The following is a 19,937-nucleotide window of genomic DNA, read 5'->3' on the forward strand; positions in this document are numbered from 1 at the left end:
ATGAGCACCAATACCTTGGATATCATGTGTATAGCCGGGTTAGGCGCAGTGGTCTAATTGAATGGGAGACACCGAAGCGTGTTCAGAGAATGAGAAAATCAGAGGAATATTACGTAAAGGTCGTTCATACAAATAGAAAGGCACATCTCTTACGTTCTTACACGTTAAAGAGATATGCCTAATATGAAATGAACATCTTTTTTTATTTCTTTTTAAACATGCAAACTAAGCTTTAGACAAAATACTAAGATTCTGGAAAGCGCTCATAATCTGATTGGCACCGTAACCCATAGCTTCATACAGAGGCATGGCTACTTTGTTGTGCTCATCACCCGCCACCCATACCTGGCTGACTTTACGCTGCTGGAACCTTTGTTCCATAGCCTCGACAAGTGTTTTGCCGACTCCACGGCGACGATAGTCTGGATGTACCGCAATACGGTAGATGCAACCCTGGTTTTGATCAATCGTACCGATCAAAGCGCCGACGAGGTCTCCCTCTTCTTCCGCAACCATGATCAGGTCAGAATCCCATGACAATTGACGGGCAAACGGGCCCATCGTGTTCTCATAACACTCTTCCGATAGTGCAACCTGGAGAAGCTCCGTCATCTGGCTTGCATCACTCAACTGAAAGGAACGAACGTGCATGTCTTAAATCTCCCTTTTCGTTAGCTTAGATGAGGTTTTTTACAAAAAGGAATTCCTTTTTACCAAAAACCCAATGTTCATATAATGACAAAAAACGAGAAAATACCGCTTCTTCGTCAATTAAACCATACTTTTCTCCATAAAACACGCATTTTCTTTTGAAAGCGCTTAATTGTAACCGTTTACATACGAATATTAAACTTTTCCGCTAATCAAACGCCTGAAAACACATAAATAGTTGCATAATGGGTAAAATATGTTTGTTATCTCTGGCCCATCATTAGATCAACGCCTCGGGGGACTTAATAAACAAAAATGTTGCTTAATTAGCCCGAATGCGGTTTAATATTAGTGGCAAGGGTATTATTACATATGTACCTGATTTAAAAAAAACCTAAAATCTCAGGAGGTATTTCATTATGGCTTTTCAATTACCGGCACTTCCTTACGCTAACGACGCATTGGAACCACATATCGATGCACAAACGATGGAAATTCACCACGATCGCCATCACAATACTTATGTAACGAACTTGAACGCAGCTCTGGAAAGCGCTCCTGAACTGCAAGAAAAAAGCTTGGAAGATCTGATTGCTAACCTTGACAGCGTACCTGAAGGCATCCGCACAGCGGTTCGCAACAATGGTGGTGGACATGCTAACCACAGCTTGTTCTGGGAAATCATCGGACCTAACGGCGGCGGCGCTCCTACAGGCGACATCGCAGCAGCTATTGATAGCGAACTGGGTGGCTTTGATAAATTCAAAGAAGATTTCGCTAAAGCAGCTACAACTCGCTTCGGTTCCGGCTGGGCTTGGCTCGTAGTTGGCAAAGATGGCAAGTTGTCCATCACTAGCACACCTAACCAAGACAGCCCTCTCTTCGAAGGTCTGACTCCGGTTCTGGGTCTGGATGTATGGGAGCACGCTTACTACCTGAAATATCAAAACAAACGTCCTGATTACATCGGAGCTTTCTGGAATGTAATCAACTGGGATGAAGTGAACAAACGTTACGCTTCTGCAAAATAAGACTGTTTGCATGCAACAGTTGACATAAAAGAGAGCCTGATTCGGTCATCGTGACCGTGATCAGGCTCTCTTTTTGCTATCGCCATCGCTATAGTTGGTTATGGTTATGGTTATTTTTCTCTAACGAACCAAGGACACGCTATTGCTCCAAATTTCATCGTATCGCGAACCTAACGAATCACAGAGTAGCTATTCCCCACAATATGGGCTTTAATGCGCACTTATGGGTTGATTTGGCTATGATAACGTCACTCAGGTTCGTAGAATTTATCATTGTGGTTTATCCGCATGATAAGACCTCTGGAGTTCGTTAGGCTCCCCCATTTAATCATTCACTTGATCATACGCACCGGCAAAATAACTGCTGATCAGCTTCAGAAATATATTGGGGAATGCCATCTTATCCATGTCTTCCGGACCGATCCAGCGGTAGATCAAGCCATCGCCTTTACCTGTCAATATCGGAGTGCTCAGCGCTAGGTCACTACCATCAGATGGTGCCAACATCTCTTCATCATTAAGCGATGCTGAGTTGATGTTCTGCGCATTAGGCGTGCCTTGCTGCGATGAATGTGTTGTCTCTGACTCAGGTGACACAGCAGAAGAGTCTGTGCCCTCCTTCGTTGCCGCCTGTGCATCGTAGGCGGCCCTGGCTTCCGCTGCGATCAGCGAAAGCTCACTACTCTGGTCCTGCTCGGTACACTTGTACACCTGCAGGCTCCAGACAATGTGGCTGAACACATGCTCCGCATGGGTAGCCAGCCCTTCAGGGCGGGCAGCGAAGCCTTCCGCCCACAGACTGCCGGCCAGCAAGGCCATGGCCGGCTCATCCGCCAGCGGCGCCGCCTTCTTGCTGGCTGCGGCGGGCGCCGCGAGCACATGCGGCAGCTCCCACATGCGGGCCAACAGGCCCGTGTCTGGGCGCTGGCGCACAAGCACTTGGCCGCGGTGATCCCCGCGGCCCTCCACAATCGCGACCAGCCGCTGCTCAGGGCGCGGCGGCTTCGCCTTGGTCTTGACCGGCAGCGTAAGCTCTCTTCCGGCAATGCGGCCGGAACATTGCTCCATGACCGGACAAGTCAGGCAATGCGGCGCTTTTGGCGTGCACACCAGCGCGCCAAGTTCCATCAGCGCCTGATTGAAATCACGCGCTCGCCCTTCCGGAATGAGCTCTCCTGCGAGCTCTTCCATAAGCACCCGGGTGCTGCCCTTCATAATGTCCTCATCAATGAGGAAGTATCGGGACAGGACCCGCATAACATTGCCATCTACCGCAGGCTGCGGCTGGTTGAAGGCAATGCTCAGAATGGCCCCGGCAGTATACGGGCCAACCCCTTTTAATGCAAAGACAGCCTGTTTGTCCTGAGGCATCTCGCCTCCGTGCAGCTCCATGACTTGTCTCGCAGCCGCCTGAAGATTACGTGCACGGGAGTAATAGCCGAGTCCCTCCCAATTTTTCAGAACATCCTCCTCGGGTGCTTCCGCAAGTGCCTGCACGGTCGGAAAATTCCCGATAAAACGATTGAAATACGGAATGACCGTATCGACCCGTGTCTGCTGAAGCATAATCTCTGATACCCACGTAAAATACGGATTGTTGTGGCGACGCCACGGCAAATCCCGTCGGTTGATCATATACCAGTCCAGCAAATTCACGCTGAAGTGTTGTTTCTGTTCCTGTAAACCCATATTTCCGTCCTCTCCTATTGCCAAGCTAGCTACTTTTCCATCTGTTCTACAATCGCAAAGGCCGCTGCCAATTCCGTCTGATGCGTAATGCTCAAATGTATGTCATATTGTTTGTCGTATGGCAGTTGCAGGCGTTCCCAGGCCTGACTGGACAGCGAGGCCACCGGACGTCCTGTCCCATCAGGCAGCACTTCGATGTCAGTAAAGCCCATAATGCCACCAATACCGCACCCAAATGCCTTGGACACCGCTTCTTTCGCTGCAAATCGACCGGATACAAACTCCGTCATCCGCTTCCCCCGATGGAACGCAATCTCCCGCTCTGCTGGCGTTAATATTCGTTTCAAAAAAGCTTCCGCATGGCGACCGGACAGCAGCTTCCGCATACGTCCAATCTCCAGCACATCATTGCCAATGCCATATATCATCAACGCTTCACCCGCTTAATCTTTTATACTGTAAGAGGTTGTTCAAAAGTCCCATCTTCTTGGACTGAAAACCGCTCTTTTTGAACATGCATTGTAAAATATCCCCATTCAATCACATGATCCGTAACTCTCCGAACACGTATTCTATTGTAGCAGGAGGGGCGTCCAGAAGCGAGTACCTATCGGCATTACCATATATGCTAAAATATAAATCAGGAATCGTCTGAAATTTTGAGGAGGTCTGAACAATGCCCATCACCTTTGAATTGCCCACTGACGTAGATGCTATCATTCGCGGCGACTTTTTCCCTGCACAACACCCCGCTCAGGGCGTCATCATTCTGTCTCACGGATACAAAGGCTTCAAAGACTGGGGCATGTTCCCTTACGCAGCTTCACAGCTAAGCCAAACGCATCATGTATTGACCTTTAATTTCTCTCACAACGGTATCGGTGAATATCCGGAGCAATTCTCCGAACTGGAAAAGTTCGCAGTGAATACCTACAGCCGGGAGCTTGCCGATCTGGCCCTGGTACTGGAGCATGTAGCTACACAACCTGAATTCACCGGACTTCCGGTATATTTGGTTGGGCATAGTCGCGGTGCGGGCGTAAGTCTCGTCTATGCACTGGATCATCCCGAGCAAGTGGCAGGTGTCATCTCCTGGAATGGCGTAACCAATCTGGATCTTTTCACAGCGGAGCAAAAAGAAGAAATGCGCACCCAGGGCCGCAGCCATGTCGTTAACGGACGTACAGGTCAGCAGATGCCACTGGACGTGTCTATACTGGAAGACCTGGACAAGCATAGCGAACGTTATGCTATTATTGACCGCTTGTCTTCTTCACCTTTGCGAGTCGCACTCATTCAGGGAACGGAAGATCCGCAGCGTCTGCGGGACGGTTCTGCTGCACTTGTTCAAGCCCGTCCTGATATACCATGGCACCAGATTAATGAGGGAAACCATACCTTCAATACTATTCATCCATTTAAAGAAACAACTCCGCAACTGGAACAAGCCATCACCCAGACCCTGCAACAGATCAAAGACTGGAGTAGCTAACTCTTCTTTAATATTGTAGTCACCTGGATTTTTGCAGTTTCTCGTTCCACATAAAAAAAGAGTCACTGCGTGAGCAGTGACTCTTTTGCATTCCCTAAGAGGGAATGTATTTCAATATTGGTGTTAACAGCTTATAACAAGCTTGCTCATCCATCCGTATTAGATACCCGGAATGGCATTGCGTTTGTGATGTGTACGCGTATAGAACGCTTCGAGGCGCTCTTGGGCAGCCGGATCGATCTGTTTTCCTTCGAGATAATCACTGTTCGCTTCATACGAAATTCCCAGCTCATCTTCGTCCGTCTGACCTTCCCATAGCCCTGCAGATGGTGCCTTGTCCAAAATAGCCTGTGGCACTTTCAAATATGCTGCCAGCTGGCGTACCTGACGTTTGTTCAGCGTGCTCAGTGGTGTGATATCGACAGCACCATCGCCCCATTTGGTATAGAATCCCGTGATGGCTTCGGACGCATGATCCGTACCTACAACGAGCAGGTTTTCTTCAAACGAAAGCGCATATTGCATCACCATACGAGTTCTCGCCTTAACGTTACCTTTGCCTTGGTGAGTCATATGGCGTGGGCTGCCCAAGGATTTGAATCCTTGCTCCACTTCCAGTGCAATCTCGTTCACCGCATCTTCAATATTCGTTTCCACAACATGCTTCAGATCGTATGCTTTCGCTACAGCGTAGCTGTGGTCGATATCGGACTGTTCACCATACGGTTGGAACACACCCAGCGTTTTGTACTCTTGTTTATTCTCTTCCGTAAGCTCGTCCGTCGCTTTTTTGCAAAGCGCCGTTGCCACTGCACTGTCAATACCGCCGCTGATCGCAATCAGCAAACCCTTGGCACCCGCATTTTTAACATACGTCTTCAGAAAATCAACACGCTTGCGTACTTCCTCTTCTTCATTAATGCTTGGTTTAACCTTCAATTCAGCGATGATCTGTTGTTGCAAACTCATCGTTCACACACCCCGTTTCTAAATTAATGAAATTTGATGTCCATCTTGAAAGGTCCGAATGGTTCAATAACCTTATCTATCCAAAATGAAACGCCCCGGCATCGGTGATCCGAAGGGCGGGGCGTTCTATGGAGCGAATTAACGGCAATAACGTTCAAATGCATTTGTCAGATCAGCCGCAATTTCCTCTGCAGAACGGTCTTCCACTTGATGACGCTCGATAAAGTGAACGAGTTCTCCGTCTTTCATCAGAGCGATGGACGGTGAAGATGGAGGATACGGTGCAAAGAATTCACGTGCTTTTGCAGTTGCTTCCTTGTCCTGACCAGCAAATACAGTGTACAGGTGATCCGGTGTAATATCGTGTTGAAGTGCTTGGGACACCCCTGGACGGCATTGACCTGCGGCACATCCGCAGACAGAGTTAATGACAACCAGTGCTGTTCCTTTTGCATCCGGAAGACTTGCTTCCACTTCTTCAGGAGTACGCAACTCCTGGATTCCTAGACGAGTTAACTCATCCCGCATCGGTTGAACCATATCTTTCATGTATTGATCAAATGACATTGACATTCGGTTTCACTCCTTATAAATGGTTGTTCTATGATCTCGATCGAATTAAAGGCGAATAACTCTCCAAAACAACGTTACATTCATATCGAACATTATGGATGTAATGAGGTGCTATTCCTATTATACATCCATAAGCAATGAAAGCAAGATTCAGAAACCGCCTGCGGAAAGGCTTCTTCTATAATATTATGTCTCATTGTCTGGCAAAATATGCTGAATGACTAACGTTCAAATGCCACTTTGAACGTGGTACCCTGACCTTCCTCCGATTCCACAGTAATGGTTCCATTATGTCGTTCCACAATACTCAGGCACATCGACAATCCAAGTCCGGTTCCCTTGGCTTTTGTCGTGTAAAAAGGTTCAAACAGCTTTTCCTTCTTCACCCGGGGTATACCCGGTCCTGTGTCACGTACACACAGTTCCACCTTATCATCCACGATCCGCGTTTCCAGCGTAAGCACACCCTTCTCATTCATGGCTTCCATCCCGTTACGGGCCAGGTTCAACACCACCTGTTTGATTTCCTTTGAATTGAGATGCAGCTTCGGCACATTATGGGCGAGCATGAGTTCAATACTCTGACCACGCAGGTTCGCATCCGCCCATAACAATGGACTGAGTTCATGTATGATATCGTGCAGCTGGGATTCCTCTTTCTCGGCAATACGATTCTGAGCCAGAGACAAAAAATCATTAATGATACTGTTGGCCCGATCCAGCTCTTCCAGAACGATCCGGTAATAGTGATCCAGGGAGTCCGGACTCTTTTCCTGCATCAGTTGAAGAAAGCCCCGCACAACTGCCATGGGATTACGCACCTCATGCGTAATGCTTGCAGCCATCTGCCCTACCAGACTGAGACGATCCACATTATCGAGTTCACTTCGCAGCATCTCAAGCTCCGTGATATCCTGAATGATCAGCATGGCTCCTGTTACTTCTCTCGCAGACTCTGTTGAAAAGGCATAGATCGGAACGGTTCGGGATTGCAAGACGTTTGCACCGTAACGAACGGTCAATCCACTAATCTCACCATGAACGACGGCTCTGCGAATGCTTTTATCCATCTTGTCCGCCTGACCTTGTTCAACAAATTGAGTGGCAGGCTGTCCAATGAGATCGGGGGTGGAGGTACAGGGAAGCTGTTCTCTTGCCATTTGCTTCATCATCTCATTAACAAACATCACTGTGCCTTGTTTATCTACGGTGGCAATGGAGAGCGGCACTGCGTTCAGAATCTGATGAAGTTTCTCCGATTCGTCTATGTATCGGTTGTGTACTTCCGAGAGATGCTGCTCCAGTCCGCGATAGTGCTTCATCCGTTCCAGCCATAGCAGACTCAGAATGCCCGCAACAATGGCTCCTGCGGTATATCCAAGAGCTGTAAGTATCAGGTAGGTTGCAGAGTACGTGGATTCATTCTGGAGGGATGCGATCCATAACAGACTCGTTACAACCAGTTCCATTGTAATTAGGATAATGAGGATCGTCATTTTGCGCGAAGGTGTATTATGCTTGAATCGTTTGGCAGACAACCATACAATAGGATAGAGAAGAATGCCCGTATGAAGGAGAAATCCGTACAGATCATAGGGATGCGCAAACAGAAAATAGAAGAGAATATGTAGCATGGACAGCGTTACGCCTATAGCGGTTTTACAATACAAAATAACAAGTATCACAGGTACAATACTTAATGATATGGGTACAGCTACCGGGCTTGCATAGAGTGCAAATAGCAGACACAATAGCATGCTCAGGGCACTTGTCACAGCAAAGCTGGTATAAACGGTTCCGGCATGATCCATTTTGGCAATAGCCCGCTTGGAGAGTACCAGACGGAATAAGGGAATCAGAAATACCGCCGTCCCTGCCAGCAGTACTTGTAAAAGCATGTCCTTTAACGCAACCACAATGCCATCTCCTCCTCTGCCTGCACATTCCCTCATGTATTTCTGATTAAAACATAGGCGACAGTATATTACAATATATCCCTTAAGACTGCACAATAGAACTGCCACAACTCCATTATATTTCAGAAAAAGCCAGGAGTAGACACAGTTTACGTAAAACAGACAAAATCAATGAAAAAAGAGGGTAATAACATATGTATGATGTCATTGTAATTGGTGGCGGATCCGCGGGCCTGATGGCTTGCGTTGCTGCTGCCGAGCACGGAGCATCCGTGCTTCTGCTGGATAAAGGAGATCAACTGGGTCGTAAACTCGGCATATCTGGCGGAGGTCGATGCAATGTAACCAATGCCAAGGAAACGGATGAACTCATCCGACACATTCCGGGTAATGGACGCTTTTTATATAGTTCATTTCAGAATCTGGACAACCAGGGAATCATGCGTTTCTTCGAGAATCTCGGAATCGCCCTGAAAGAAGAAGACAACGGCAGAATGTTCCCAGTAACCGATAAAGCAAAAACCGTTGTGGATGCGCTGGTAGGCAAAATTGTCTCCCTCGGCGTTGAGATTCGTACCAAAGAACCGGTGAAGGAACTCATTCAGAACGGTCAGCAAGTACAGGGTGTTAAATTGATGTCCGGCAAAACGATCCTTGGACGCTCTGTCATTATCGCTACTGGCGGCAAATCCGTACCCCAAACCGGATCAACCGGAGATGGTTACCCCTGGGCTGAGGCTGCGGGTCACACGATTACGGAGTTGTATCCAACCGAAGTGCCTATTGTGTCTGGGGAAAGTTGGATTCAGTCCAAAGAACTTCAAGGTTTGTCTTTGAGGGATATCGCTCTATCCGTAGTGGATGCCAAAGGAAAAACGGTCATCTCCCATCGCGGGGATATGATTTTCACTCATTTTGGAGTGTCCGGACCCGTCGCACTGCGCTGCAGCCAATTTATCCGCAAAGTTCAGATGAAGTCTGGAAACCCACAGGTCATTATGAGCATTGATCTGTTCCCGGAGCTGTCCTTGGGTGCATTGGAAGCACAGGTGCAACAGGTACTCGAACAAGAGTCCCGCAAGGCTGTCAAAAACATACTGAAAACATGGGTTCCAGAGCGCATGATTCCATTAATGATGAAACGGGCAGAGATTAGCGATGACCTCACGTTCCACCATTTTCCCAAAGGTATGTTAAGCAACTTGTGCGGGCTAATGAAAGCTTTTACCTTCCGTGCAGACGGAACGAGATCGCTCAAAGAAGCCTTCGTCACTGGGGGAGGAATCCACTTAAAGGAGATATACCCAAAAACAATGGAATCCAAGCTGCTGCCTGGACTATTCTTTTGCGGTGAAGTTTTGGATATTCACGGCTACACCGGCGGATATAATATCACCGCTGCTTTCTCCACCGGATATACGGCTGGCATGCATGCGGCAGAGTATAGACACGCTACATTATAGTAGAGGTTGTTCAAAAAAGTCCGCTTTTGATTACAAATCATGCCTACTGGCATCATCAGCGATGAATTGCTTCAGATGTCAAAAACCCCGATATCCACTGTCTGTGGAGTATCGGGGTTTTTTGGGCATTATTCCATTTTAGAAAGACGGAACGAACCGCTCTTAGCTTGTGATCTTTCCCTTCTATGCCTTGACACTGCCTGAGAATCCATCAGCCGAATCATCGTATGTCGGGTCCTCACTATAGTTATGTCTGCCCTGCTCCGTCTGGCTTCCCTGGTTTCCGCTCGCATACCCCTCATTCCAGTCCTCATTCACGAGATGAGCCGGAATTGATATGTTCTGAAACTGATCCAGCTCTTCCGTCTGCGAGGCAAATACGGCACTTCCCCCATGAGATTGTACAATCTCTACAGCAGACTGAGGATCTTGGCGATCTGTAGGGATATACAATTCCAGCGGGCCAGACTGATATGGCTTATATCCCAATTCCTCCAAGGTTGCCTTGGCGGCATTCAACGCTGAACCGTCTGAGAAATGCACCTGTAGTTCGCTATTATCCCTCATCATTATCTCTTCCTCCTTGCTACAGCTAATCTCTCATCACCCATAGATGAGATTTTTCTTCTATAGCATGGTCAGTTACAGCGCGTGATATGCTCTGACTAGAAAGGAATTCCTTTAGGACGTGTCTAAAAACTCCGAAGGAAGCAGATTTTGCCGAATTTTCGTTCCAAGCAAGGAAGTTTCCCGCAGGCGTGCCGGGGCACGTCAAGGGAAAGTGACACAGCATGGGGCGAAAAGGCGGTAAAAGATGAACTTCAGCGAGTTTTTGAGACACGGCCTAGGCACGTGTAAGCCGAACCCATCCGGCAATAGATAACACACAAAGTCCGAAGGCCACCGCCCCTGCAGCTGTCAGAATACCCACGATCCAGCCGAGCCAGGCCAATCCCAGCGAGAATCCCATCAGAATACCAATCGGAACAAACAACATTCGAACCATCATAGAACCTGCACGATGCAGGGCCTCTGAGTCATACGTTATAAGCTGAACATAGTCCGACGTTGCAAAAACATCCCAGGAACGATAAAACATCACCGTCAGCATGATGATTAATAACGCACACACGATGACATTGACCGGAAAAGGGGGTAATGCAACTGCTGCAATGGATAGTCCGCCAAGCTGCAAATACAATTTCATCGTGGCCGAGTTCCGAAAAAACGCCTTGAACGCAATCTCTGCTGTCCGATTCGCGATGGAACGATTGCGTAATAGTTTCCGTGGTTTGCGGAAGATTATGGACCGTGTTCGTGGAGCTTTCGGCTTGCTCACCGCCCGACTTAACATTAGAGCTGTAAGCTGCAGCCTGCTCCGCAGATCCTCCCGTACATCCCCTTCAAACGTTCCCTTCATTAACAGCCTCATCTGTCCAACGGTGATCAGAAGAAGCATGATAAGCACGATGCCAAAGATAATTTTCCACGTCTGTCCATGCATCCATGATGTCGCATGGATGGTCATATAACCTATGCCAATCACGAGAGGGACCATCCGAATCCAGCGTCGCCAACCCGTATATCGAACTTTCGTGATATGTAGTGTTATGGCTTGAAATGAAGCTACTGCGCCGAACCAGACAGCCATAAGTGCAATCTGGAGATTCGACATCTCATAGATACGGGACCACAGAGGAGCAGTTAGTGCTGTAACCAAGATCATCTTGCCCAGATGTTGCAGACAGGACCGGTAGAGCCCTTGCCTCATTAGGGTGCGCATCCACAACGACCTTGATTTCAAAAACAATACATCCGCTTCCTCCACAAATATCAGCACACCCCCGGTAAGCATGACCACGTCAATTAGCCCGGTCAGTACGGGAAGTGGTAATCCTGTTGCCCATGCAGGCAGCATTTTGGTCCATAAACTCATGTACCACCCAATCAGATAGAGCAGACCCGGAACAAGCAGGTATACCCACACCGTCCAATCCACGACGAGTCTGAGGTTTTTCATCTGCTCCCTGAAATGCTCTTTGCGTCTTCGCTTGTATAAACGAAGTGGTGTATAACGCCGGGACGTTTCCATCCTCTCTCACCCTCTCTATCTAAGTCGTCAGTATATCAAAACAGTCGAACAAAGAGGCTCCCGGCAGTCCTGCCACTTCACGGATCTCATCCAATGTACCCTCGGCAGCAGATCTGCCAGAAGCAATCAGAATAAATCGGTCGCAGATTCGTTCAGCGGTATCCAGCACATGCGTAGACATGAGCACACCAGCACCACGGCGGCGTTCATCATCAAGTAATTTCAGAAAATCCTTGGTTGCACGGGGGTCCAATCCGATGAACGGCTCGTCCACGATATAGATATCCGGCGAAGACAGAAAACCGATCATCAGCATCATTTTCTGCCGCATGCCCTTCGAAAAACTGGCTGGAAGATCATTCCGAACGTGGTCCATGCCGAAGCGAACCAACAACTCCTCCGCTCTGGCGACAAAGACCTCTTCTTCCATTTCATACGCTGCTGCGGCCAGATCAAGATGTTCCCATAGGGTCATATATTCGTAAAAAACCGGTTGCTCCGGGATATAGGCATAGCGACCATCTCCCCCAATTGTCACTTCATAGTTTGCATGTTCCAGCAGACCAAGCAGTGTTTTGATCGTGGTACTTTTGCCCGCACCATTTGGACCGATAATACCTACCAGCTCTCCTCGTGCCACATTCATTCGAATATTGCGAATGGTCGATTGTCCTGGCTCGTATCCTGCCTCTGTAATATGTACGTCCAATATGGACTCCTGTGTAACTGTACCTCCATGCTCTATCTTCATATCGAACACTCCTGTTCTGATTCGGGGCTTATTAGATCAACTCATTTTATTGTATACGAGTTGTGAGCTGTTTGTTTGATCATTTTGAGCGTTTTTATTTCGGCAAAAAAAGAAGCAGGGGTTCCGGAGCCCCTGCTTCTTCATATTACAGTGAAAATCTCATATTACCGATTTGTCTCCACCACAGATGTAGTTTCACTTTCTGCATCCGCATCTACGTTCAGACCCAGATCCAAGCTTCCACGACTTTCATTCGTAAAGTTACTGCTCGTGTTACGCTCACGGTCGTTCACGCTGTTAGTGCGTTCAGTTTGAGTCATCGTTGCACTCTCTCCTTCCGCTTTGGCGTTCAGACCCAGATCCAAGCTTCCACGGCTTTCATTCATGAAGTTACTGCTCGTGTTACGCTCACGGTCATTTACGCTGTTATTGCGTTCAGTTTGAGCCATTGTTGCACTCTCTCCTTCCGCTTTGGCGTTCAGACCCAAATCCAAGCTTCCACGACTTTCATTCGCGAAGTTACTGCTCGTGTTACGCTCACGGTCGTTCACGCTGTTGTTACGTTCAGTTTGAGCCATTGTTGCACTCTCACCTTCCACTTTCGCGTTCAGACCCAGATCCAGCGCACCGCGGCTTTCGCTCGCAACGTTTTTGCTCACGTTACGCTCGCTGTCTTTCACGCTGTTATTGCGTTCAGTTTGAGCCATTGTTGCACTCTCTCCTTCCGCTTTGGCGTTCAGACCCAAATCCAGCGCACCGCGGCTTTCATTCATGAAGTTACTGCTCGTGTTACGCTCACGGTCATTCACGCTGTTGTTGCGTTCAGTTTGAGCCATTGTTGCACTCTCTCCTTCCGCTTTGGCGTTCAGACCCAGATCCAAGCTTCCACGGCTTTCATTCATGAAGTTACTGCTCGTGTTACGCTCACGGTCGTTCACGCTGTTGTTGCGTTCAGTTTGAGTCATTGTTGCACTCTCACCTTCCGCTTTGGCGTTCAGACCCAGATCTAGGGCGCCACGGCTTTCGTTCGTAAAGTTACTGCTCGTGTTGCGCTCACGATCGTTCACGCTGTTAGTGCGTTCAGTTTGAGTCATTGTTGCACTCTCACCTTCCGCATTAAGGTTCAGACCCAGATCCAGCGCACCACGGCTTTCGCTCGCGTAGCTGCTGTTTACGTTCCGATCATCGCCGCCTCGTGAATAATCGCTCATCGTTGTACCTTCTCCCGATACATTGGCATTCAAGCCAAGGCCTAGCTTGCCAGAACTGCTACGCTCAGCAGTGTGGTCGGAAGAATGATCATTGTATCGGTTCGTACTCTCTGAGGATAAGCCGGCATTGAGTCCAAGATCTAAATTCAATGCTCCGCTTGCACTGGATGAACCTCCATAGCTACCAATGGTACCGTAACCTGTGTCACGGTGTCCTGACAGAAGAGATCCCAGTTCCAGACGCAAACCTGCATTCAGATCCAGATTACCATTACTGTTATTGCTATAGCTATCTGCGTAAGTTGCCTGCGAAGCTCCCAGCAATCCAGCCACCAACGTACCCGACAATACCGACAATTTTACCCAACGATTCACTTTTTTCATGATTATATACACTCCTTCTCAATTTTGGTTGAATTAACGCCAATGTTGTCTATGAGAAAGAGCTATATTGCGGCGGTCGTCCCGGTGGTGCCTGTGACCATTGACTGAACCCATCCAGGCGTTCCATTCGGAAAGCAAAATCATAATCCGGCGTAACCAGACCTGTTGTTGCTCCCGGAAGTGCAGCTGCTGGAGCGGTTGCTCCACCTCCAGTTACACCTGACGCACCGGAGCTTGTCCCGGCGGAAGCATTCGCTGCTCCGGGAGAAGTTGCCGCAACAGACCAACTTGTTGGTCGTTCTGTGCGAGGCTGCAATGGAGATGCTGCATTATCATCATCTTGTTTCGAATTGGCTTCCAGGTTACTCCGCACTTGTTCAGTGACAGATGGTTTAGAAGTGTTCTGATCCACGAGGAATAACTCGTTATCAGGCAAATCTGCATTGATATCGGAATCCTGTGTCAGATCGGTTCCGTCAACAGGCAGTGCCTGCGGGACAACAGGTTGTTCTGGACGTACTCCTGGTTCAGGGGTGACCTCAATCACGTTGCCCGTAACCTGAACTGCGTCCTGCCCTTCCACGTTGTTCTGTGATGAAACAGGATCTGCGAGTGCACTCGTATTGGAAGTTTTAACATTCGGTGTTTTAACGACCGGCTGTTGTTCCGGAGTGACTACAGGCCGTTCCGGCTTCACACTTGGAATCTCCACCTTCTCCTGATCAGGATTGAGTTCAGCGGATACGTCTACAACAGGAACCTCTGCTTTCACAGAAGGTAGCTGGACATTCCCCTTACTCAGATCCACTTGGGATGAAGAGATATTGACCGAAGTAACCTCGGGTACATCCACCTTCACGGAAGGTAATTCAACCTTACCCTGCCGAAGGTTAGTTTTCACAGCAGACGTCTCTGCCTTGATTACCTCGGGTACCTCTGCGGTAACCCCGGGCAAGGAAGCTGTACCTTCGTTCAGATTCACCTGACTGCTTGATACATCGGCTTTGATCACCGGCGTATCCGCCTGTACAGACGGCAGTTCAACGGTTCCCTTCTTCGCATCAATACCTATCTCTGATGTTCCGGCCGATCCAAGCGGTGTATCTACTTTTAGCTCAGATACACTCAGCTTACCCGTGGATTCATTCGCTTTGATCGACGGAACTTCAACATCCAATAATGGTGTGGACACGGATACCGACGGAGTCAGGTTCAACCCGCCATCCGAATCGCGTGAGAGCAGATTCAGCGACAATCCGCTGGACGGTTTTTCAGAAGATATCTGAGCATCATCCGCATATACATGCGAAGATCCAAACCCCAGCAGCAAGGTCCCTGCAAGTATTGCCAGTGGTATGCTTCCAAGACGTACTATGGATTTTGGTAACTTTACATTCAAGTTGCTTCACCCCCTTTCCGCTACTGCGTTGGTGGGACAAGGCATATGAGTTTTCCCCTAGGAATAATTAGAATACAGGGATTTCTGCCTGTTCCTCATTAAACGTGAAGGCGTTTACTCAAACGCTTTTTAATCAAAAACTTAAAATTTGAAGTAAATTCAAACCTTCATTTCAATTGTTCTAACCTGAACAGATCCGGCATGTTTTTAGTCGCCTGCACTCATGGTCTTAGCGGCAATGGAGCCATTCAGATCGGCTTTTTCCCTGTTGCGTCTGATCAAATAAATCAAACCAAGCAGGGTCAGCAAAATGCCTGAACAGACAAAAGCTGGGACTACACCGAATGAGGTGACCATGAATCCACCTACCACCGGGCCCATAATATTACTGGCTGTCATAATGCTGCCCACGGTTCCAAATACCCTGCCTGTCATTGGCTCAGGTGTCTGTTCCTGCAACAGGATTTGAAAGGGTACAATCGCAAACCCAATTCCAACACCTGCCAAGGCAAAGAGGGATGCTAGCAGCAGATTGGCACCTAGCCCGGCGTGCGGCCAAATCCCAACAATAACACCGGCTCCACCGATAACCAGACCCATGAGTATGGTACCCAGACCCATTTTCAAAACATGCCCTGCATGCTTCCACTTCCGCACACTCATCGCTGCAATTAATGTACCTACACCACTGGCCGCCACACACCATCCCAGCAGATCACTTGAAATTCCGGGAAGCTGTCTGAATAACACCACGGTCTGTGAATCGGCAAATTGCAGAAAAAGTATAGCTGAAGCAAGCAAGATCAGAGACGTTCCTACATGAGGGAGAGATGCGAGCATGCGGATGCCCTCCTGTGTATCCTTCCAAAAAGAGTCTTTAGGGCGGTTGCGAACACCCCCAGCTGTCTCTTCCTCTACCTCTGTTACGTTATGAATTGCAGATTGGATCACCCGCGTTCCAGGAATCCACAATAAAATGATGCCGGAAATCAGAAAAGACGCTGAATCGAGAACAAAACACCAGGTGATGCCAAAAGCGGCTACCAACAGCCCACCAAGCGCTGGACCGATAATTTTGGACATCTGTTCAATGATTGAGCTAATGGATACAGCTTGCGCAAGCTGCTCATGAGGTACAATTTCTTTCAGTTTTCCGTTCTTCGCAGGCGAAAAAATGACATCGAACAGGGATTTGAGGACAAGCAGTATGTAGACGTGCCAGATCTGATCAGCAAAAATCAACACACCCACGATGATGATCCGTGCACCATCAGCTACAATCATCAGCCATTTTCGGTTCAGACGATCTGCAAGCGTGCCCGCGAATGGCCCTGTCAACAGAACAGGCAGTGCTGCAGATAGTGTGACAAATGTAATCTCCCATGGCGTTGCATTCCAGCGGATACCCACGAGGGTCAGGATTGCGAGCAGATGCAGCCAATCTCCCAGATTGGAAATGGCCTGAGCTACCATCAATGTTACAAAAGATCGGTTATTCTTCAGCGGTCGATGCCCTTCAAACGTTAAATCACTTGTCATGCTTCTTCTCCCCCATTACCTTCCGAATTCATGATATGAACTCATTATAAGAGAGCAGGGCTTGACTCAACCTCCTGCCAGAGGCGGAGAAGAAGCGGCACCTCAAGGATGATTTTTCGGTATGGTGAATGATCAAATTTTAAATGCTAAAAATGCAAATCTTGTGACATATCGCATGTTTTTCGTAGAAATAGAAGTTTACAATTAAACCATGGTGACAACCTGAATCTTCAAACATAACTAACCAACTAACCAACACATATAAGTTGAAATTATTTTTTATATGAACAGCATAACGATGGGGATAACAGTGATTGGAAGGTTGTTCTATGCTCATCGTGATAGGTTGCAACTTCATCATTTCAACTTATAAAACTAATCTGAAAAGGCGGGATCAGCATGCTGGAATTACAAGAAATCGGAACCGAACGTTCACTTCATCTGTACCGCACCTTGGCCCAGACATTCAAGAGCGTGAATGAACACGCTGTATCCGGAAGCAAAGTGCATGGCTTCAACCCCACTGCATACGGGGTGCTCGAAGTGTTATATATGAAAGGAGCTCAGCCGATTCAACAGGTTGGTGCACAGCTTCTGCTACAAAGTGGGAATGTGACCTATGTGATTGATAAGCTGGAGCAAAAAGGATTGTTGCACCGCAAACATTGTCCGCAAGACAGACGGATCATTTTTGTGGAACTAACGGAAGAAGGCCAGCGCACCATGGATGACATTTATCCAGGCTATGCGATGAAGATCGATCGTGCTGTCAGTGGACTGAGTGAGGAAGACAAGGAATTGCTGTCCGAACTTTTGGGAAGGCTTGCACATTCTGCAGACCGTTTATCAGCGAACAGCTAGAGCTTATCTTCAAACCAGCCGAAAGCTGGAGCGTAACTGAATGTTCTGGAGCAGATATGGAGCGGGAGTCCTAACGAACCTGTGACGTCATATTCAGGGGTTTGAAGCGCTCGCAGCATTTTAAGGAATCTGACACACGCTATCCTTGAATAAACAGCCGTATACAAAGTGTTTTTCAGGCAGAAGGCCAAATAAGATGTCCTCCGTTCCTTAGAAATTTCGTCTGGAAGATTCACCAGGATGAGCATGTACTTCAAAATGCTTTTGACTCGGACATCCTCCAGCGTATCCCTCTCCTGAGTGAAGGTACATTCTAGTCCAATGCATGTGTGCCAATCAACAAAAAAACCGGATTTGCCTGACATCGGCGAATCCGGTTTTTCGTATACATCCACTTTTTACTTCGAGCCCTGAGGTTGCGGTGGAGCATCTGCATCTTCGGGTACAATTAAACGTTTGCGTAGAGCAAGCGTCGTTACCCAGGAGACCAGTGCAATGACAAACATAATGACAAATAAAGAATGCAAGCTTCCTTCCAGCACACTCCGCAGTAGCGCCCACTTATCATCCGATAGCGCTGCATCCGTATGTGGTGCGAGCAGTTCGTTCAGATCATTCTCCGATATTCCGGCCTCAGCCAGATTCTGCTCACTCGACAACGTGGAGATCCGATAGTTCAACCAAGTGCCAAAAGCTGCTGCACCAATCGTCTGTCCCAAGGTACGCATGAACGTATGCAGTGCCGTAGAAGAACCACGTTCCTTATATCCTACGGAAGACTGCGAGATAATGGTAAAGATCGTAAACGCAAATCCGAAGCCGAGACCATAAATAAAGGTCAAAATAAATAGCACAGCCTGCGGGGATGTCCCTCCCACCAGAAAGAGTCCACCCGATCCGACCGCAATGCCGGTTACTCCAATCAATGCGGTCAACCGTGATCCAATCTTCATCAGCAGACGACCTGCGAGCACACTACCAATGAGCCAACCGACCGACATCGGTGCGAGTAGCAACCCCGATTCAGTCGCATTGCCTCCCCGAACCCCCTGCACCCAGAGCGGCAAATAACTGGTCAGACCGATCATCAGGGTACTGGTTAACAATCCGGCGATATTCGCCACACGAATGTCCCGAATTCGAAAGAGATGTAGTGGAACCATTGGGGCCTGAGCTCTTTTTTCCACCACAAAAAATAAAATAATAAACAGAGCGGCAACCACACTCAGTCCTACAATCAACGGAGAACTCCAGGCATAATACTGCCCACCAGCCGACAGGACAAATAACAATGCGGTAATGCCCACCGTGAAGGTCAGCGCACCGACATAGTCAATCTTGGCTGTCCGTGGAGAGATATCTTCCTTCAGGTAACGAAATACAAACCACATCGCGAGCAGACCAAACGGCACATTAAAACCAAAGATCCACTGCCAACCAAGATTGTCTACAAAATAACCGCCAAGCAGCGGTCCTGCCAAAGACGAAATCCCCCAAACGGAGCTGATCCATCCCTGGATTTTGCCACGTTCTTCAATGGAGTAGATATCCCCAATAATCGTAAATGTAACAGGAACTACCGCCCCCGCACCAATCCCCTGAATCGCACGGAAAATGATCAATTGCTCCATATTCTGCGACAGACAGCACAAGAGTGAACCCAGTAAAAATAAGGCACAGCCAATTAGAAATACAGGCTTTCGTCCATACAAGTCACTAATTTTGCCGAAAATGGGCGTACTCACAGCCATCGTCAGCAGGTACGCGGTGAAAATCCAGCTCAGCAGTTGTACACTCCCCAACTCACTGACAATGGTAGGCCCTGCCGGACCAATTACGGTGCCTTCAATCGCTGACAGAAATGTTGCAAGCAACAGCCCCGTCAAGATGAAACTGCGCTTCAAACCTCCAGTTGC

17 protein-coding genes are annotated in these 19,937 nt (G+C 48.2%); 4 read left to right on the forward strand and 13 right to left on the reverse strand.

Annotated elements, in window-relative coordinates; genetic code table 11:
* Nucleotides 1–225: 225 nt before the first annotated feature.
* Entirely contained in the window at nucleotides 226–651 is a 426-nt protein-coding gene (locus tag MKY73_RS26380) for a GNAT family N-acetyltransferase (protein ID WP_278297013.1), read from the reverse strand.
* A gap of 419 nt (nucleotides 652–1,070) precedes the next feature.
* Here MKY73_RS26380 and MKY73_RS26385 point away from each other — a divergent pair, with 419 nt between their 5' ends.
* Nucleotides 1,071–1,682: a superoxide dismutase gene (locus MKY73_RS26385; protein ID WP_150364015.1), complete on the forward strand. Its 612-nt coding sequence runs from the start codon at nucleotides 1,071–1,073 to the stop codon at nucleotides 1,680–1,682.
* Between the two features lie 324 nt (nucleotides 1,683–2,006).
* Here MKY73_RS26385 and mutY read toward each other — a convergent pair whose 3' ends face one another.
* Nucleotides 2,007–3,371, reverse strand: a complete 1,365-nt coding sequence (mutY, locus tag MKY73_RS26390) for an A/G-specific adenine glycosylase (RefSeq protein ID WP_339304268.1) — start codon at nucleotides 3,369–3,371, stop codon at nucleotides 2,007–2,009.
* Between the two features lie 29 nt (nucleotides 3,372–3,400).
* Nucleotides 3,401–3,799 (reverse strand): holo-ACP synthase, encoded by a 399-nt coding sequence (gene acpS, locus MKY73_RS26395; RefSeq protein ID WP_339258692.1) that lies wholly within the window; start codon nucleotides 3,797–3,799, stop codon nucleotides 3,401–3,403.
* Nucleotides 3,800–4,047: 248 nt separating this feature from the next.
* On the opposite strand from acpS, the gene MKY73_RS26400 reads away from it, so the two are divergent.
* Nucleotides 4,048–4,863, forward strand: coding sequence for an alpha/beta fold hydrolase (locus tag MKY73_RS26400; RefSeq protein WP_339304270.1), 816 nt, complete (start codon nucleotides 4,048–4,050; stop codon nucleotides 4,861–4,863).
* A gap of 159 nt (nucleotides 4,864–5,022) precedes the next feature.
* Here the strand turns inward: MKY73_RS26400 and nadE are convergent, their stop codons facing one another.
* From nadE to MKY73_RS26415, 3 genes are all read right to left on the reverse strand, one after another.
* The gene (nadE, locus tag MKY73_RS26405) at nucleotides 5,023–5,832 is read right to left on the reverse strand and encodes an ammonia-dependent NAD(+) synthetase (RefSeq protein ID WP_339239406.1); all 810 of its coding nucleotides are present in this window, start codon (nucleotides 5,830–5,832) and stop codon (nucleotides 5,023–5,025) included.
* A gap of 138 nt (nucleotides 5,833–5,970) precedes the next feature.
* On the reverse strand, nucleotides 5,971–6,405 hold the full coding sequence (locus MKY73_RS26410; protein WP_278297014.1) for a BrxA/BrxB family bacilliredoxin: 435 nt from the start codon (nucleotides 6,403–6,405) through the stop codon (nucleotides 5,971–5,973).
* A 221-nt stretch (nucleotides 6,406–6,626) separates the two neighbouring features.
* Complete coding sequence (locus tag MKY73_RS26415) at nucleotides 6,627–8,321, reverse strand: ATP-binding protein (RefSeq protein ID WP_339304272.1); 1,695 nt, start codon at nucleotides 8,319–8,321, stop codon at nucleotides 6,627–6,629.
* Nucleotides 8,322–8,515: 194 nt separating this feature from the next.
* Here MKY73_RS26415 and MKY73_RS26420 point away from each other — a divergent pair, with 194 nt between their 5' ends.
* Nucleotides 8,516–9,784: an NAD(P)/FAD-dependent oxidoreductase gene (locus MKY73_RS26420; RefSeq protein ID WP_339304274.1), complete on the forward strand. Its 1,269-nt coding sequence runs from the start codon at nucleotides 8,516–8,518 to the stop codon at nucleotides 9,782–9,784.
* A gap of 183 nt (nucleotides 9,785–9,967) precedes the next feature.
* Here the strand turns inward: MKY73_RS26420 and MKY73_RS26425 are convergent, their stop codons facing one another.
* From MKY73_RS26425 to MKY73_RS26450, 6 genes are all read right to left on the reverse strand, one after another.
* Complete coding sequence (locus MKY73_RS26425; RefSeq protein WP_339304276.1) at nucleotides 9,968–10,354, reverse strand: hypothetical protein; 387 nt, start codon at nucleotides 10,352–10,354, stop codon at nucleotides 9,968–9,970.
* Between the two features lie 274 nt (nucleotides 10,355–10,628).
* Nucleotides 10,629–11,876, reverse strand: coding sequence for an ABC transporter permease (locus MKY73_RS26430; RefSeq protein ID WP_339304278.1), 1,248 nt, complete (start codon nucleotides 11,874–11,876; stop codon nucleotides 10,629–10,631).
* 19 nt (nucleotides 11,877–11,895) lie between these two features.
* Nucleotides 11,896–12,627 carry an ABC transporter ATP-binding protein gene (locus MKY73_RS26435; protein ID WP_339239401.1) on the reverse strand — a complete coding sequence of 244 codons (732 nt, stop codon included), beginning with the start codon at nucleotides 12,625–12,627 and terminating at the stop codon, nucleotides 11,896–11,898.
* A 164-nt stretch (nucleotides 12,628–12,791) separates the two neighbouring features.
* Complete coding sequence (locus MKY73_RS26440; protein WP_339304280.1) at nucleotides 12,792–14,222, reverse strand: hypothetical protein; 1,431 nt, start codon at nucleotides 14,220–14,222, stop codon at nucleotides 12,792–12,794.
* Between the two features lie 49 nt (nucleotides 14,223–14,271).
* The gene (locus MKY73_RS26445; protein ID WP_339304282.1) at nucleotides 14,272–15,621 is read right to left on the reverse strand and encodes a hypothetical protein; all 1,350 of its coding nucleotides are present in this window, start codon (nucleotides 15,619–15,621) and stop codon (nucleotides 14,272–14,274) included.
* A gap of 207 nt (nucleotides 15,622–15,828) precedes the next feature.
* Entirely contained in the window at nucleotides 15,829–17,160 is a 1,332-nt protein-coding gene (locus tag MKY73_RS26450) for an MFS transporter (protein ID WP_339304284.1), read from the reverse strand.
* A gap of 399 nt (nucleotides 17,161–17,559) precedes the next feature.
* On the opposite strand from MKY73_RS26450, the gene MKY73_RS26455 reads away from it, so the two are divergent.
* A complete protein-coding gene (locus MKY73_RS26455) occupies nucleotides 17,560–18,021 on the forward strand; it encodes a MarR family transcriptional regulator (RefSeq protein ID WP_339258681.1) in 462 nt (153 codons plus the stop codon).
* Nucleotides 18,022–18,419: 398 nt separating this feature from the next.
* On the opposite strand, the gene MKY73_RS26460 is transcribed toward MKY73_RS26455, so the two are convergent.
* Nucleotides 18,420–19,925: an MDR family MFS transporter gene (locus MKY73_RS26460; RefSeq protein WP_339261298.1), complete on the reverse strand. Its 1,506-nt coding sequence runs from the start codon at nucleotides 19,923–19,925 to the stop codon at nucleotides 18,420–18,422.
* Nucleotides 19,926–19,937 lie beyond the last annotated feature (12 nt).

Source organism: Paenibacillus sp. FSL R5-0519 (genome assembly GCF_037974275.1).
In the GTDB taxonomy this organism is placed as follows: domain Bacteria; phylum Bacillota; class Bacilli; order Paenibacillales; family Paenibacillaceae; genus Paenibacillus.

Coding starts and splice junctions, on each gene's coding strand:
- MKY73_RS26380 (WP_278297013.1), bottom strand. CDS start 651: ATGCACGTTCGTTCCTTTCAGTTGAGTGATGCAAGCCAGATGACGGAG.
- MKY73_RS26385 (WP_150364015.1), top strand. CDS start 1,071: ATGGCTTTTCAATTACCGGCACTTCCTTACGCTAACGACGCATTGGAA.
- mutY (WP_339304268.1), bottom strand. CDS start 3,371: ATGGGTTTACAGGAACAGAAACAACACTTCAGCGTGAATTTGCTGGAC.
- acpS (WP_339258692.1), bottom strand. CDS start 3,799: ATGATATATGGCATTGGCAATGATGTGCTGGAGATTGGACGTATGCGG.
- MKY73_RS26400 (WP_339304270.1), top strand. CDS start 4,048: ATGCCCATCACCTTTGAATTGCCCACTGACGTAGATGCTATCATTCGC.
- nadE (WP_339239406.1), bottom strand. CDS start 5,832: ATGAGTTTGCAACAACAGATCATCGCTGAATTGAAGGTTAAACCAAGC.
- MKY73_RS26410 (WP_278297014.1), bottom strand. CDS start 6,405: ATGTCAATGTCATTTGATCAATACATGAAAGATATGGTTCAACCGATG.
- MKY73_RS26420 (WP_339304274.1), top strand. CDS start 8,516: ATGTATGATGTCATTGTAATTGGTGGCGGATCCGCGGGCCTGATGGCT.
- MKY73_RS26425 (WP_339304276.1), bottom strand. CDS start 10,354: ATGATGAGGGATAATAGCGAACTACAGGTGCATTTCTCAGACGGTTCA.
- MKY73_RS26430 (WP_339304278.1), bottom strand. CDS start 11,876: ATGGAAACGTCCCGGCGTTATACACCACTTCGTTTATACAAGCGAAGA.
- MKY73_RS26435 (WP_339239401.1), bottom strand. CDS start 12,627: ATGAAGATAGAGCATGGAGGTACAGTTACACAGGAGTCCATATTGGAC.
- MKY73_RS26440 (WP_339304280.1), bottom strand. CDS start 14,222: ATGAAAAAAGTGAATCGTTGGGTAAAATTGTCGGTATTGTCGGGTACG.
- MKY73_RS26450 (WP_339304284.1), bottom strand. CDS start 17,160: ATGACAAGTGATTTAACGTTTGAAGGGCATCGACCGCTGAAGAATAAC.
- MKY73_RS26455 (WP_339258681.1), top strand. CDS start 17,560: ATGCTGGAATTACAAGAAATCGGAACCGAACGTTCACTTCATCTGTAC.